The 14,686-nt window shown below is 37.9% G+C and carries 15 protein-coding genes; all 15 read right to left on the bottom strand.

Going from position 1 to position 14,686, the window contains the following annotated elements; genetic code table 11:
- Window positions 1-229 precede the first annotated feature (229 nt).
- Entirely contained in the window at window positions 230-1,117 is an 888-nt protein-coding gene (gene tsf / locus ACFCYJ_RS00400; RefSeq protein ID WP_376069194.1) for a translation elongation factor Ts, read from the bottom strand.
- 101 nt (window positions 1,118-1,218) lie between these two features.
- Window positions 1,219-1,938, bottom strand: coding sequence for a 30S ribosomal protein S2 (gene rpsB / locus ACFCYJ_RS00395; RefSeq protein WP_049668466.1), 720 nt, complete (start codon window positions 1,936-1,938; stop codon window positions 1,219-1,221).
- A gap of 157 nt (window positions 1,939-2,095) precedes the next feature.
- On the bottom strand, window positions 2,096-2,692 hold the full coding sequence (locus ACFCYJ_RS00390) for a hypothetical protein (protein ID WP_376069190.1): 597 nt from the start codon (window positions 2,690-2,692) through the stop codon (window positions 2,096-2,098).
- A 9-nt stretch (window positions 2,693-2,701) separates the two neighbouring features.
- Window positions 2,702-3,010, bottom strand: a complete 309-nt coding sequence (locus ACFCYJ_RS00385; RefSeq protein ID WP_349660875.1) for an RNA polymerase subunit sigma — start codon at window positions 3,008-3,010, stop codon at window positions 2,702-2,704.
- Window positions 3,011-3,046: 36 nt separating this feature from the next.
- On the bottom strand, window positions 3,047-3,817 hold the full coding sequence (locus ACFCYJ_RS00380; protein WP_376069187.1) for a FliA/WhiG family RNA polymerase sigma factor: 771 nt from the start codon (window positions 3,815-3,817) through the stop codon (window positions 3,047-3,049).
- Between the two features lie 424 nt (window positions 3,818-4,241).
- Complete coding sequence (locus tag ACFCYJ_RS00375) at window positions 4,242-4,616, bottom strand: hypothetical protein (RefSeq protein ID WP_376069184.1); 375 nt, start codon at window positions 4,614-4,616, stop codon at window positions 4,242-4,244.
- The gene (locus ACFCYJ_RS00370) at window positions 4,616-5,119 is read right to left on the bottom strand and encodes a chemotaxis protein CheD (RefSeq protein WP_323645584.1); all 504 of its coding nucleotides are present in this window, start codon (window positions 5,117-5,119) and stop codon (window positions 4,616-4,618) included. The genes ACFCYJ_RS00375 and ACFCYJ_RS00370 overlap by 1 nt, the downstream gene beginning before the upstream one ends.
- A gap of 3 nt (window positions 5,120-5,122) precedes the next feature.
- Complete coding sequence (locus ACFCYJ_RS00365; RefSeq protein WP_132357421.1) at window positions 5,123-5,755, bottom strand: chemotaxis protein CheC; 633 nt, start codon at window positions 5,753-5,755, stop codon at window positions 5,123-5,125.
- Between the two features lie 9 nt (window positions 5,756-5,764).
- Window positions 5,765-6,211 carry a chemotaxis protein CheW gene (locus tag ACFCYJ_RS00360; RefSeq protein ID WP_079560480.1) on the bottom strand — a complete coding sequence of 149 codons (447 nt, stop codon included), beginning with the start codon at window positions 6,209-6,211 and terminating at the stop codon, window positions 5,765-5,767.
- Between the two features lie 27 nt (window positions 6,212-6,238).
- Window positions 6,239-8,305 (bottom strand): chemotaxis protein CheW, encoded by a 2,067-nt coding sequence (locus ACFCYJ_RS00355; protein WP_376069179.1) that lies wholly within the window; start codon window positions 8,303-8,305, stop codon window positions 6,239-6,241.
- Between the two features lie 14 nt (window positions 8,306-8,319).
- Complete coding sequence (locus tag ACFCYJ_RS00350; protein WP_376069176.1) at window positions 8,320-9,474, bottom strand: protein-glutamate methylesterase/protein-glutamine glutaminase; 1,155 nt, start codon at window positions 9,472-9,474, stop codon at window positions 8,320-8,322.
- Window positions 9,475-10,350, bottom strand: coding sequence for a MinD/ParA family protein (locus ACFCYJ_RS00345; protein ID WP_376069173.1), 876 nt, complete (start codon window positions 10,348-10,350; stop codon window positions 9,475-9,477). It abuts the gene before it with no gap.
- Window positions 10,347-11,543, bottom strand: a complete 1,197-nt coding sequence (gene flhF / locus ACFCYJ_RS00340; protein ID WP_376069171.1) for a flagellar biosynthesis GTPase FlhF — start codon at window positions 11,541-11,543, stop codon at window positions 10,347-10,349. Before flhF ends, ACFCYJ_RS00345 begins: the two co-directional genes overlap by 4 nt.
- Entirely contained in the window at window positions 11,540-13,573 is a 2,034-nt protein-coding gene (gene flhA, locus ACFCYJ_RS00335; protein ID WP_376069168.1) for a flagellar biosynthesis protein FlhA, read from the bottom strand. The genes flhF and flhA overlap by 4 nt, the downstream gene beginning before the upstream one ends.
- Window positions 13,574-13,596: 23 nt before the next feature.
- On the bottom strand, window positions 13,597-14,685 hold the full coding sequence (gene flhB / locus ACFCYJ_RS00330; RefSeq protein ID WP_376069165.1) for a flagellar biosynthesis protein FlhB: 1,089 nt from the start codon (window positions 14,683-14,685) through the stop codon (window positions 13,597-13,599).
- Window position 14,686: the final 1 nt, after the last annotated feature.

Below are 14,686 nucleotides of genomic sequence, written 5' to 3'. Positions count from 1 at the left end.
TAAAACATCTCTATTCCCTTTTCCATTATAGTATAAATAACAATAATTGCTAGTTATGAATAAGGCAGAATAAGAAATTATATGGTTCATCACCATAACGAGTGGTTGATGAACCAATTTTATCTTTTTTTCGTTCATTTCGGAAAAATAGGGAACACGCTATGTTGTGTTCCCCATTTTTTTCTAGAAAATCTAGATATTATTTGATTAAGATCAAATGCAAGCTAAATTAGTTACCTTTAACTTGGCTCATTACTTCTTCAGCAAAGTTATCTTCACGTTTTTCGATACCTTCACCTACAGCATAACGTACGAAGCCATTTACTGAACCGCCAGTTGAAGCAACGAAATCACGTACTTTTTGATCTGAGTTTTTAACGAATGTTTGGTCAAGTAAGCAAACATCTTCGAAGTATTTACCAAGACGACCTTCAACCATTTTTGCTACGATGTTTTCTGGTTTACCTTCGTTAAGAGCTTGTTCAGTTAATACTTTACGCTCACGTTCAACTTCTTCTGCAGAAACTTCATCGCGAGAAACATAAGTAGGGTTAATAGCTGCGATATGCATAGCAATATCTTTTGCAGCAGAAGCATCTGTAGAACCTTCTAAAGAAACTAACACACCGATGCGACCGCCCATGTGTAGATAAGAACCGAATGCATCTGCATCAGTTTTTGTTTTCACTTCGAAACGACGAAGAGTGATTTTTTCACCGATTGTTGCAACTGCAGTTGAAATTTGGTCTGCAATTTTCACACCTTCAGCATTTGCAAGCTCTAAAGCAGCTTCAACTGTTGCAGGTTTAGCAGCAAGTAATTGCTCAGCTAAAGAAGAAACTAATACTTGGAATTTTTCGTTTTTAGAAACGAAGTCTGTTTCAGCATTTACTTCAAGAATGATTGCTTCGTTACCTTGTTCTAAGATGAAAGTTGTACCTTCTGCAGCGATACGGTCAGCTTTTTTAGCAGCTGAAGAAAGACCTTTTTCACGTAGGAAATCGATTGCAGCATCTAAATCGCCATCAGTTTGTACTAATGCTTTTTTACAATCCATCATTCCAGCGCCAGTTTTTTCGCGTAATTCTTTTACTAATTGTGCAGTAATGTTTGCCATTTAGTGTTTCCTCCTCAAATTGGTTGTACAAATTTTAGTGATAGGTTCTAAAAAAGGTGATAAGGGTTTTGAGCCACTTATCACCTTTTTCTAAACGTGAATTACTCAGCAGCAGCTTCTACAGCTGGAGCTTCCTCTTCACCTTGTTTTGACTCGATTAAAGCGTCAGCCATTTTAGCAGTTAAAAGTTTAACAGCGCGAATAGCATCATCATTAGCAGGAATTACGTAGTCGATTTCATCTGGATCACAGTTTGTATCAACAATACCTACTAGAGGGATGTTTAATTTAATAGCTTCTGCAACAGCAATACGTTCTTTACGTGGGTCAACCACGAACATTACGTCTGGAAGAGCGTGCATATCACGGATACCGCCTAAGAATTTGATTAGACGTTCGTGTTCTTTTTTAAGTTGGATTACTTCTTTTTTAGGTAGAACTTCAAAAGTTCCATCTTCTTCCATCTTTTCGATTGCTTTCATACGTGCAACACGTTTTTGAATTGTACCGAAGTTTGTAAGAGTACCACCTAACCAACGTTGGTTGATGTAGTAGTTGCCTGAACGTTCAGCTTCATCTTTGATCGCTTCTTGTGCTTGTTTTTTCGTACCTACGAAAAGAACTTTACCACCGTCTTGACCAACTTGACGCATGAAGTCATAAGCTTCCTCTAATTTTTTAACAGTTTTTTGTAAGTCGATGATGTAGATCCCGTTACGTTCAACGAAGATATATTTCTTCATTTTTGGGTTCCAACGACGAGTTTGGTGACCGAAATGTACACCAGCTTCAAGTAATTGTTTCATAGAAATTACTGACATGTGTATTTCCTCCTAGTATGTTTGGTTTTTATCCTCCGCATTTATCACTTGCAACAAGCTACCCTAAGCTTAGAGCACCACTTACTACATCAAAATGCGTGTGTATTAATAACACCATTTGCAACTATATCATAGCTTTACCCCATTCGCAACTGTTTTAGTTATGAAATTTCAATAAAAGCTCGATTTCTGTTTTTCCTTTTTGAAGCTGTTTTGCAATTTCTTCTGATGTTTTACCTTGTTTCGCTAATTCAACAACTTGTTGTTCCACTGTTAATGGTTTAGCTTCTTCCTTTTCGGTTGCATCACTTGGTTGTTGGGCCGAATGTACCATCTTAGCTTCAGCTTTAGCTCCAGTTTGCTGTTGACGTGAATAAGCATTGGCTACGATATTTTTGGGCACATAAATACGCGGTTCATGATCGAGACTAATAGAACCATCTACTGTACTTTCTTCCTTTGTCAGAGAAGGCGGTTGCTCCTGCTCCTTTAGTCTCGCAATCTGTTCTTCCTGTTTCACAGCATTCGTTTGAGTTTCAGACTTTGAAACTCTTTGCAGCTCTTGAATTAGGCGATCATTTTCATCTTTCATCTCCGCTAAATAGACACTAATGGTGTCATCCATTTCACGCATTAAGCGCTCCTGTTTTTTTTCTAAGTCCTTAAATTTTGCTAGCTTCGTATTTAATATAATAAGGAAATAAAATGAAAGTAGCTGTAAAATAAATAGAACCGCAATTAGTATGATTGTCATAGTAAACTCCTATCCACTAAAATCCACGAAATTTCCTTTAAACGGATGCTGCGCTTGCGTTTCTCGCTTCTCGTTATCCTTATTTTTCTTTTTTCGAGTACCTTTTATATACTCGCCACCTGCTTCTTCATCTTCACTAATCCCATCCATACCCTCTGAAGTATTCACAACTTTTTGCTTGCGTTCTACTTCTTTTTTCAACGCTTCATTTGCATGTGCTTGCTGAGCCAAAGTTTGTTGTTGTGCCTGATCAGCCATTTTTCCTGCTTCAAATGTTTTTGGAATAGCTATTTGTAGTTCGACACCCTTTAAACTCATAAGACCCCTCCTTCAACGATATGTATATAAGGATTATTATGCATTAATCATTTCATTAGATAATAATTTCCGTAGCTTTAATAGCGCCTTGGAGTGGATTTGTGAAATGCGTGATGTTGATAATTCAAGCATTTCTCCAATTTCTGTTAGTGTTAATTCCTCAGTATAAAACAAACTAAGCACTAGCTGCTCCTTATCGTTGAGCTTTTGGATATTTTCCGCTAAATCCCCAAGCAGTTCTGACTTAATGATGGCTTGCTCAGGTGTCTTAGTCGTATCATCACGAATAACAAATGACTTTCCATCAGTCTCCTCTTGATCTTGCTGCTCATTAATGGAAAGAACATTTGAAAAGAAGTGCTCCTGTACAGTTTGGTAAACTTCCTCAACAGGTAAAGTCATATGTTCTGCAAGTTCCTCAGGTGTTACATGACGCATATATTTTTGTTCTAACTGTTCAATCTGTGCATCTAACTTTTTCGCTTTTTCACGTGCTGAACGTGGCAACCAATCTTCCTTACGTAAACCATCAATAATGGCTCCTCTTACTCTAAAAGAAGCATATGTATCAAATTTCAAGTCTCTATTAATATCAAATTTATTCAACGCGTCAAACAGACCTACCATACCTAAGCTCATTAAATCGTCTCGCGATACACTCTTTGGTAAGCTCGCACCTATGCGTTGTACATGATAAGATACTAGCGAAATATATTTTTTTATAAGCAAATCACCAGCATCTGGATCACGTTCATTTATCCAGCGGTTCCACAGCTTTTGTTCATCGTTCAGAATTGGTTGTGTCATGTAATCCACCTCTCTAAGAAAAACGCATTTACGCGCCTGTTTGCCACTGTCTTATATCAATACAAAAAAATATTTGTAGCTGACGTCTCACTTTCGTTACGAAAACACTTGTAGCTGACGTTCCACTTTCGCTACGAAAACACTTGTTGAAAGAAGATCCATTATGCCTCGGCATAAGCAACAAAGCTTTACTAGTTATGAGCCCTTAACATAAAAACCCATCTAATTCTTTCCTATATTATAACAAGAATCGACTATAATTTCATTTGTTTCTCGTACTCTATCACAGATTCTTTACATTTATGTGTCAGCATATTTTAGTTCGGATATAGTCAAAACCCGTTAAAACACCCTAAGCTATAAAATAAGAATTTGCAAAAGAATTAAGATAACTAAAAAGAGCCGCTACTTGCGACTCCCTTTTTTAAGCATTATTTAATTGTTGATCCGCCTCACGATTCATCATCGTTCGTACAGCCTGAGCAATTTCTTCCGAGTTTTCATCTTGAAACTCAACGGTTGAGTTAGCCGTCGGTGTTTCTTGATTTTCTTCCTCTGGATTGTCAGATTCGTTTTCTTCATGCTCACCTTCAACGACTTCTTCCTCGCCCTCAGGTGTGAATAAAACGTAGGCAATTAAAAATCTGACAATATACATGACGAAAAACACAATTATTCCCGCCACAAATGACCCTATGATAATACGTAGTGGTGTATAGGGTTTTTGAAATGTAATAAAAAAATATAGAGAAAAGGCCAATAATGTTCCCCATAGGTTATAAAAAATAGAACCAAACATTATATTTCGCTCACTCCTTGGTTAACCGTTCGAATATGTAATGTCGACGTCGCAGGATTAAATTCAATTGTTCTACCACTATTGCCGCCTGTGTCTTCGGCAACTAAACGAATTCCATGACGCTTCAGCTCATGCTTTACAGCTTCTACATTACGTGGGCCGATGCGCATAGAATCTTTATCTGAAGTGAATTGAAACATTTGCGCACCACCTGCAATTTTTGCCTTTAGCTTGAATTTTTGCACGCCTTCTAACTTTAATAAGTCAATCATTGCCGCAATGCCTGTGTCAGCAAATTTAGCCACATTTATTGACTCTTGTCTACCTAAACTCGAATCTGGCAACATCACATGTATTAAACCAGCCATTTTTTTTGATTCATCATATAAAATAACACCTACACAAGACCCAAGACCTGATGTTCTTATCGTATTTGGTAACTTTACTACATCCATTTGTGCGATTCCAACTTTTATAACTTGCCCATCACTACTGTTTAGCATCATCTATGAAACTCCTAATGCTTTAAAAATAGCATCAAAGGAGTCTGGATCTGGTAATAAGAAGAAATGACCTCTCACTGTTTCTTGATCCTCTACACCGTCTTCAAAAATGGATGTGTTTATAACGATAACATTATCGCTAACGTGTGATAATTCAATCAAGCCAATACTAATAATGGCACCAAACATGTCAACACTTAGTCCCGGCACAGTTGGATAAATTTTTAAATTCGTAAAGTCAGATAATGCCGATAAATAAGAGCCGGATAAAATATTACCCATTTCCTGCATAGCTGATAAACCTAACTCTGAAACAGGTCGTTTTTTAAAGTCGAATGATTCATCAAATATGAGACGACGGATAAAACGATTTGCTTGTTCAATTGGCAGGATAAAGAACATACTACCTTCAGCATCACCTTCAATGCGTAGATAGATTCCAACTACGACATTTTCAGATCCTCCTGCAAGCTCCATCATGTCATTAAATGACACCATTTCAACCTTTGGTACTCGCATATCAATTTTTTTACCAAGTAAATTGGAAAGTGCTGTCGCAGCATGCGCAGCACCTATATTACCAATTTCCTTTAATACGTCTAAATGTAGTGATGTAATCTTCTGATTATATGTCATTATCGATCCCTACTTTAGTGGATTTAATACTTTCTCTAAATGCAATAAAATTAATAATCGTTTATCTATTTTTGCTACTCCTGAAATAAACTCTTCTTCCAGTGAACCTACTACTTCGGGCTGTGGTTCAATTGAGTCAGCTGGGATGTCTAATACATCATTTGCAGAGTCAACGACGAAACCTACTTCCATATCTTCTAATGAAATAATGATGATGCGTGTTGTTTCTTCATGCTCAGAAATAGGTAATTCAAATCGTTCACGTAAATCAACAATTGGCGTTACGACACCGCGTAGGTTAATAACACCTTTTACATATTTTTCTGTTTTCGGTACACGTGTAATATGCATTAGTTTTTCAATTCCTTGTACATGTGACACCGGAATCGCATACTCTTTATCTGCTAGTTGAAAAACAATTACTTTAATACTTTCTTGTTCCACTGCGTTTGTCATTGTTTACACCTCTCTTATTCATTCACCTTATTTAATAAGTGCGTTACAATCCACAATTAAGGCTACTTTCCCGTTACCTAAAATTGTTGCACCTGAAATTGCAAAGATATTCGTTAAGTAATTCCCTAATGATTTCAGCACAATTTCTTGTTGGCCAATGAATGAATCCACAACTAAACCAGCAAGCTTCTCACCTTTTCGAACGATGACCACTGAATGGAATTCGTCACCCTGAGGTTCTTTGCGAGGTACCTCAAAGATTTCTTCTAAGAATACTAGTGGTACTACTTTGCCACGGAAGTCGATTACTTTTTGATTATGCGCATTCATAATTTCTGATGAACGGATAATTGAAGTTTCAATAATTGATGAAAGTGGAATTGCATAAATTTCTTTTTCGATTTCTACTAGCATGACAGAAATAATCGATAATGTTAGTGGTAATTGAATCGAGAATACTGAGCCTACATCTTGTGTAGATTCAATTGAAATATTTCCACCCAAGGATTCGATTGTTGTTTTAACAACATCTAATCCAACACCTCGGCCTGATACATCAGAAATAACATCCGCCGTTGAGAACCCTGAGGCCAAAATAAGCTCATTAATTTGCTTATCTGACATCGAGTATGATTGTTCTTGTGTAACAATACCTTTAGAAATGGCTTTCGCAAGTACTTTTTCACGGTTAATACCTGCTCCATCATCTTCAATTTCGATAAAGACATAGTTACCACTATGATAAGCACGCAGTACAACTGTTCCTTCTTCTGGCTTACCTTTTGCAAGGCGAGCTGTAGGATTTTCAATACCGTGGTCAACAGAGTTACGAATTAAATGAACAAGTGGATCCCCAATTTCATCGATTACTGTACGATCTAGTTCTGTTTCAGCACCAATAATTTCGAGGTTAATTTTCTTGTTTAGATCACGAGATAACTGACGAATCATTTTCGGGAAGCGATTGAATACTGTTTCAACCGGAACCATACGCATCGTTAAAATAATCGTTTGTAAGTCACCCATGACGCGGCTCATGCGCTCTACTGTTTCATTTAACTCCCCATGGTTAACCTCTGTTGCAATAGACTGTAGTCGTCCTCGATCTATCACAAGCTCTTCAAATAGATTCATTAATATATCAAGTCGCTCGATATTCACACGAATTGTTTTATTACCAACAGGCGCATGGCTTTTATCAGCCTTAGCAGGAGCCGCTGCTGTTGCAGGTTTAGGTGTAGCAGTGTTTTTTTCAGGGACAGTAGCCGGTTTAGCCTCCGCTTCTACCGTTGCTGTTGCTGCTACTTCTTGAATTGCTTGTTCATTTTCACTATGTTGCTTTGATTCAATAGCGGCGACAATCACTTCTTCGACTTCTGAAACTTTCATAATCTTTTTCTGCATATCTTCAGCAGATTCTTTTGTTACGAAAGCGACGTAAAATTGTTGATCGAACTGTTCGTCTTCAAGCTTTTCTACAGATGGACTTGATTTAATAACCTCTCCATCTTTTTCTAAAATCTCAAACACCATAAATACTCGTGCTGCTTTTAAAAGACAATCCTCACGTAATTTCACTGAAATTTCGAATGCGTTGAAACCTTGTTCAGCAGATTGTGAAATAACTGTTTGTTCAAAGCCGTCATACTCTAATGTACTTGCTACAGCAGTTGTTGGTGTCTCAGTAGTTCCTACCACTTCAGGAATCGCTTCCTCACCCAATTCAATGCGCTTTAATTGAGCAACAGTTGAAGATACATCACGTTTTCCATCTCCGCCATTCGCAATGTCCATCACCATTTCTTCTAGATGGTCTACAGATTCAAAGACAACATCTAGAATTTCAGGAGTTACATGGATTTTCTCGTTTCGGATCGCATCCAACACATTTTCCATTTTATGAGTTAAATCCGCTAAATCTTCAAAGCCCATTGTCGCAGACATACCTTTTAATGTATGCGCAGAGCGGAAAATTTCTCCGACAATCGCCAAATCATCTGGATTTTTTTCTAGTTCTAATAAATGTTCACTACACGCTTGTAAATGGTCTTTACTTTCTTCAATAAACATCTCTAAATATTGATTGACTTCCATAAGAGGACACCCCTTTAAGGCAAATATTTCATTATTGTTTGTGCAATATCGTCTACATCTGCTACTACATCGACAAGTTGCGTTTCCACTGCCGCTTTCGGCATACCATACACTATGCAAGTTTCAGCTGACTCAGCGATTGCCATCACATTTCCAGTACTTTTTAGTGCTTTTAGTCCGTTAGAGCCGTCATGGCCCATACCTGTCATAATAACCGCCACTTTATCAAAATCTTTCAATTGGCTCACATCTTCAAACATCACATCTACAGAAGGGCGATGTCCAGATCTAGGTGGTTCATTATTATCAAGGACTATGCCAAAGGAGGTACCTACTTTTCTAAGTTTTAAATGATACCCACCAGGTGCAATATACGCCACTCCATTTTGGAGAATATCTCCTTGCTCAGCTTCTTTTACGGTAATCTCACTTAATTGATCCAGACGATTAGCAAGAGATTTTGTAAATCCTGCCGGCATATGCTGGACAATTAAAATTGGTGCTTGAATTGATTTTGGGATTTTTGTAATCACTTCTTGTAAAGCTCTAGGCCCGCCTGTGGAGGTCCCTATCAGTACAATTTTCCGACCTACTTTACTCCATTCTTCATGTGGCTTGGATAGTTCTGCCCTTGTCGGGAAAACATTGACAGAAGGAGTCACCCTGCCTTCACTAAGTGAATTTCTTCCAATGATACTCGCTTGTAATGGCTGTTCTTGTTGTCTTTTACTACCAGAAGGTTTCTTTAATTTTGAAATAGGTACCAATGATGCTTGTTCAACCTTGTGGACAAGTTCCGTTTGGATTTTATGTAAATCAAGAGAAATTGTTCCGCTCGGCTTTGCGACAAAATCTACTGCCCCAAATTCAATTGCTGATAAGGCATTTTCTGCTCCTCGTTGTGTTGTACTAGAGAGCATAACAACAGGTACTGGACATACAGCCATAATTTCTTTTAAAGCATCAAGCCCATTCATTTCAGGCATCTCAATATCCATCGTCACAACTGTTGGCTGCAATGTTTGAATCTTTTTTATCGCATCTTTCCCATTTCGTGCTGTTCCAACTACTTCAACCTTCGAGTTGCCAACAAAAAAGTCACTAATTAGCTTTCTCATAAAAGCAGAATCATCAACAACTAACAGCTTGCTTTTATGTAAAAAGTCCAATTAATCACGTCCTTTCGAAAAAATATTTCTTAATTTAGTTAAGAATTTACCCGCTGACTGATCATGTGCATGAACTTCTTCCACACGGTGTTCCATAAAACGCGCCACTATAAGTTGAAGTGTCTTTGTAATAAGTGCGTCTGGATAAGCAAGTGAAAAAGGCACTTGCTCACGCACAGCCTTACGCACAGCAGAATCTTCAGGTAATGAGCCTAATATCGTAACCTCTTTGTCCAAAAAACGTTCCATCGTACGCTTTAGTCGCTCATTGGTTTCCATTCCTTCTTCTTTACTATAGGCTCGGTTACAGAGTACATAAAATTGCTTGTCCGCATCTCGCATATGAATATATTTCATCATTGAATACGCATCAGTTATAGATGTCGGCTCTGCTGTTGACAAAACAATGATTTCATCTATAGAGGTTAATAAATCTAATGACCAATTAGTAGCTCCTGCTCCCATATCGAACAAAATGTAATCAAAGCTTTGTTGAAGCTGCTCAAATGCGTAAACGAGTCGTTCAAACATTTCCTCTGACCATTCTAAGACGCCCGACATACCAGACCCACCTGAAATATACTTTAAATTGTAAGGACCTTCAAATATTACCTCATCTAGTAACTTATTTCCTCCCAAGTAATCTTTTAAACTATAAGAAACATTTTTTCCAATTAAAATATTGATATTGCCCATACCAATATCCATATCAACGATGACAACTTTTTTCCCTTTATTGGCCAATGTAATGGCAAAATTCATCGTGAAGTTACTTTTACCAACCCCACCTTTGCCGCTCACAACCGCAATTGCCCTACCTAATTCACCCTGCTGTTTCAACATTTTCAAGCGCAATGTTTCAGCTTGGTCTCTCATTTTTCTTCACCTTGAAAAAATAAATTTAGTACTGCTTCTATATCAGCTTCTTCAATATCTTCTGGTACTTCTTGACCATTCGTATAGTAAGCAAGTCCTTTATTATATTTAATCATTAAATTAATCATTGTGCCAATAGAATTTGTTTCATCCATCTTTGTAAAAATGAATTTTTCAATTGGTAATTGCTTAAATTGCTCTATAATGTTTGACATGTCCTTTTCTTTCGTTGTCATTGCAAGCACTAAGAAGGACTCTGCTTGATCATCGAATTTTATAAGACGCTGTAAATCGTCTACATATTTTACCTCTTTATAATTGCGGCCTGCTGTATCTATAAACACTATATCTAAGTGGGCCAATCGGTGGATTGCTTGTTCAAAATCTGTTGCATTATAGGCAATTTCGACAGGAGCCTGTAACAGTCCAGCATACGTTTTTAACTGCTCAATTGCGGCAATACGGTAGGTATCTGTCGTGATAAACCCTACTTTTTTCTTTTTTTCTAAAACTGCTCTAGCAGCCATTTTAGCAATTGTCGTAGTCTTTCCGACACCTGTTGGACCTAAAACATTAATATATTTTTTTTCATAGGATATACCTCCGATTGGGAGATCCTCTAGCACTTTGCGCAATAAGCTTTTCGTAATCATCTTACATTGAGAAAAATTGATGTCTGACGCTTCTTTGAAATGCGTAAAAAGCTCATCACCAATCGTTGTGATGAGCTCCTCACTTAGCTCCTGCTGTCTTAAGTATTCAATGAAGGGTAAGAGTTCATCTGGATATTGATCTTGGATAGTCTTCTTATGCATAGAATGCATTAAAGATTTTAAATCTGCAATTTCCTTCCTCAAATCATCAGAAATGCTGGCTTCCTCATGTAAGGGCGCATCATTCTGCGGCTGTACTTGGTGTATTTTAGCTTGAACAGCATTTGTAATCTCTTGTAACCTTGCATTTTCATGTTTAGGTGTTGTTATAGGGTAAGCTACAGGTGCTGGAGCCACATTACTTGGCTCCATTGAATCAATCCCTGCAACAACCTCAAAGCTTTTCTTTTTAATGATCCCAAAAAATTTCTTTGTAACGACTACTTTTGAGTTCAAAATGACAGCGTCCTCACCTAATTCAGCACGCACAAGCTTCATCGCTTCTGGTATGGAGGATGCATAATATTTTTTCATTTTCATTCAACATTCACCACCCCAACACTTTGAATTTCAACCGAAGCATCAAGTTCGTTGTATGATAGAACTGGAATTTGCGGGAAATAGCGCTCCGTAAGTTGACGTAAATACATACGAACTGCTGGAGAGCATAAGATAATAGCAGATTGTTCCATAAAGGAAACGCGTTCTACTTCTGCAGCAATGGTCTCTAAGATCGTTTGAGAATCTTGTGGATCCATCGCTAAATAATTTCCGTGATCCGTTTGTTGAATACTATCAGCAATCAATTTCTCTACTTTACCTGAGACAGTAATAACTTTTAATGATGAGCTGTCCCCTACGTATTGAGAAGTAATCTGACGTGCCAATGCTTGACGTACATACTCAGTTAATATATCGGCATCACTCGTTAACTTTGCATAGTCTGCTAGAGTCTCAAAAATAATTGGTAAGTTTCGCACTGAAACATTTTCTCGTAGAAGTTTACCTAGTACTTTTTGAATTTCCCCAGTCGATAATGGAGTAGGTGTCAATTCTTCAACTAAAATTGGATGCGTTTCACGTAAATGATCGATTAGCTGCTTCGTCTCTTGACGACCAAGTAATTCATAAGCATTTGCACGAATCATTTCCGTTAAGTGAGTCGACACAACGCTCGGTGGGTCAACTACTGTGTAGCCAAACATTTCAGCATCCTCTTTCACTTGCTCCGTAATCCATTTTGCAGGTAGGCCAAATGACGGTTCAACTGTGTCAATTCCTTCGATGGAATCATCATCTCCTGGACTCATTGCTAAATAATGATCAAGCAGAAGTTCACCACGTGCCATTTCATTACCCTTTATTTTAATTCGATATTCATTTGGTTGTAATTGAATATTATCGCGAATACGGACAACCGGAATGACAATCCCTAATTCTAATGCTAACTGTCGACGTATCATAATGACTCGATCTAATAAATCGCCACCTTGAGCAGCATCTACTAACGGTATTAAACCATAGCCAAATTCAAACTCGATTGGGTCCACATTTAATAAATTCACAACATTTTCAGGGCTCTTCATGCCGTCTGTTGCCACTTCTTCCTCAATTTCAAGTAATTCTTCTTCATCCTCTGGTTTTTTATGGTCCATCATATAAGCACCAGCAATTAGCGAACCACCAATTGGAAGTGTTATCCAGAGGGGAATAGGTGTGAAAAATCCAAGTAAAAGTATTGTTCCACCCGCTACATAAAGCAGTTTTGCTTGAGCAAATAACTGTCCTGTAATATCTTCACCAAGACTACCTTTAGAAGATGCACGTGTTACGACAATCCCTGTCGCTGTAGAGATCAGTAGCGCGGGAATTTGTGAGACAATACCATCCCCAACCGTTAACTTAGAAAAATGATTTGCTGCCTCTGCAAATGGAAGCCCCATCTGCACAACACCGATGATGATACCAAATAATAAGTTGATAATAACCATGACCATTGAGGCAATGGCATCCCCTTTTACGAATTTTGTGGCACCATCCATCGCTCCGTAGAAGTCCGCTTCACCCGCTACTTTCTCGCGTCGTTCACGAGCTTCCCGCTCAGAAATAACTCCTGCATTTAAGTCAGCATCAATACTCATTTGTTTACCCGGCATCGCATCAAGTGTGAAACGTGCTGCTACTTCCGCTACACGCTCCGCTCCTTTTGTAATAACGATAAACTGAATTAACACAAGAATTAAGAATACAACTAAACCAACTAGTACATTCCCGCCGACTACGAAATCACCAAACGTTTCAACAACAGAACCTGCATCACCCTTCGCTAAAATGGCACGTGTTGTTGAAACACTCAGTCCGAGTCGGAACAAAGTTAACAATAAAATAACTGAAGGAAAAATAGAAAAGTCTAATGCTTCCTTCATACTCATTGCTGTTAACAGTACTATTAATCCTAATGTAATATTAATGACGATTAAGAAACTTAACATCCACGGAGGAAGAGGGATGATGAGCATCGCAACGATTAAAATAACCGCACCTAATACCCCTATATCGCGAACTTTCATTTGTGTCCCTCCTACTAAAAGCTTTAAATTTTCCGCTTAATTCGATAAACATAAGCAAGCACTTCTGCTATTGCTTTGAAAAACTCTTCTGGTACTTGATCACCAATTTCTACTTGATCGTACATTGCTCGTGCTAATGGTCTATTTTCAACCATAACCACATCATGTTCTTTCGCAATCAGTTTAATTTTTTGAGCGATAAAGTCTGTACCCTTAGCAACGATGCGTGGGGCATCCATACTTTCCTCATCATATTTGATGGCAATCGCATAGTGAGTTGGGTTTGTTATGACAACATCGGCGTTTGGAATCTCTGACATCATTCGACGCATCGCCATTTCGCGTTGGCGTTGTTTGATTTTCGATTTTATCAGCGGATCGCCCTCACTATTTTTATATTCATCTTTAATGTCTTGCTTAGACATTTTAAGATTTTTTTCGTAATCATGTTTTTGATACATCCAGTCTAAAAGGGATACACATAGTAAGACGAGCGAAGCAGCAATCCCCATGATACCAACAAGCTTACCCACTGTAATGAGAGTCATCCATGGGCTTTTAAAGGATAACGCCAAAACTTCCGGCAAATTCGTCCAAACGATAATTGTTGTAACGCCACCTATGAAGCTAATCTTTAATATTGACTTGAGAAGCTCTATAATGGCTTTAACAGAAAATATTTTTTTCAACCCTTTGATCGGGTCCATCTTTTTTAAATCAAACTTCATCGGCTCTAATGTAAATAGAAAACCGAACTGTAGGAAGTTACCTGCTAATGCTCCAACAAATGCAATTCCCATTATTGGGACAACAATAAAAGCCATTTGCACTAATGTTTCTGTAAATAGGTGCATCACACTATCAATTGTTAGTGTTTCTACGCGAATGTTATGAATAAAAGTTTGCCTGAAAAAAGCTAAAAGATCGTCTCGCATTGAACCCGCAAAGAAGAATAAAAAGATAAATACCATGAGCATGACAATTGCACTGGAAATATCCTGACTTTTGACAACCTGTCCTTTTTTTCGAGCATCTTGTCGTTTTTTAGGCGTCGCCTTTTCCGTTTTTTCTCCCGCAAAATACTGTAAATCTAAATCTAGCAGTAGCAACATT

The organism is Lysinibacillus sp. NPDC056232 (assembly GCF_042267565.1).
In the GTDB taxonomy this organism is placed as follows: Bacteria; Bacillota; Bacilli; order Bacillales_A; family Planococcaceae; genus Lysinibacillus.
Note: the sequence above shows the minus strand (reverse complement) of the source record. Positions and strands in the feature narration are given on the sequence as shown.

What these genes read in the sequence shown, in the direction of transcription:
- ACFCYJ_RS00375 (WP_376069184.1), bottom strand. Translation starts at nt 4,616, where the DNA reads ATGTTTGGTTCTATTTTTTATAACCTATGGGGAACATTATTGGCCTTT.
- ACFCYJ_RS00360 (WP_079560480.1), bottom strand. Translation starts at nt 6,211, where the DNA reads ATGACAAACGCAGTGGAACAAGAAAGTATTAAAGTAATTGTTTTTCAA.
- ACFCYJ_RS00390 (WP_376069190.1), bottom strand. Translation starts at nt 2,692, where the DNA reads ATGACAATCATACTAATTGCGGTTCTATTTATTTTACAGCTACTTTCA.
- ACFCYJ_RS00355 (WP_376069179.1), bottom strand. Translation starts at nt 8,305, where the DNA reads ATGGAAGTCAATCAATATTTAGAGATGTTTATTGAAGAAAGTAAAGAC.
- tsf (WP_376069194.1), bottom strand. Translation starts at nt 1,117, where the DNA reads ATGGCAAACATTACTGCACAATTAGTAAAAGAATTACGCGAAAAAACT.
- flhA (WP_376069168.1), bottom strand. Translation starts at nt 13,573, where the DNA reads ATGAAAGTTCGCGATATAGGGGTATTAGGTGCGGTTATTTTAATCGTT.
- flhB (WP_376069165.1), bottom strand. Translation starts at nt 14,685, where the DNA reads ATGTTGCTACTGCTAGATTTAGATTTACAGTATTTTGCGGGAGAAAAA.
- ACFCYJ_RS00365 (WP_132357421.1), bottom strand. Translation starts at nt 5,755, where the DNA reads ATGACATATAATCAGAAGATTACATCACTACATTTAGACGTATTAAAG.
- rpsB (WP_049668466.1), bottom strand. Translation starts at nt 1,938, where the DNA reads ATGTCAGTAATTTCTATGAAACAATTACTTGAAGCTGGTGTACATTTC.
- ACFCYJ_RS00345 (WP_376069173.1), bottom strand. Translation starts at nt 10,350, where the DNA reads ATGAGAGACCAAGCTGAAACATTGCGCTTGAAAATGTTGAAACAGCAG.
- ACFCYJ_RS00380 (WP_376069187.1), bottom strand. Translation starts at nt 3,817, where the DNA reads ATGACACAACCAATTCTGAACGATGAACAAAAGCTGTGGAACCGCTGG.
- flhF (WP_376069171.1), bottom strand. Translation starts at nt 11,543, where the DNA reads ATGAAAATGAAAAAATATTATGCATCCTCCATACCAGAAGCGATGAAG.
- ACFCYJ_RS00385 (WP_349660875.1), bottom strand. Translation starts at nt 3,010, where the DNA reads ATGAGTTTAAAGGGTGTCGAACTACAAATAGCTATTCCAAAAACATTT.
- ACFCYJ_RS00370 (WP_323645584.1), bottom strand. Translation starts at nt 5,119, where the DNA reads ATGCTAAACAGTAGTGATGGGCAAGTTATAAAAGTTGGAATCGCACAA.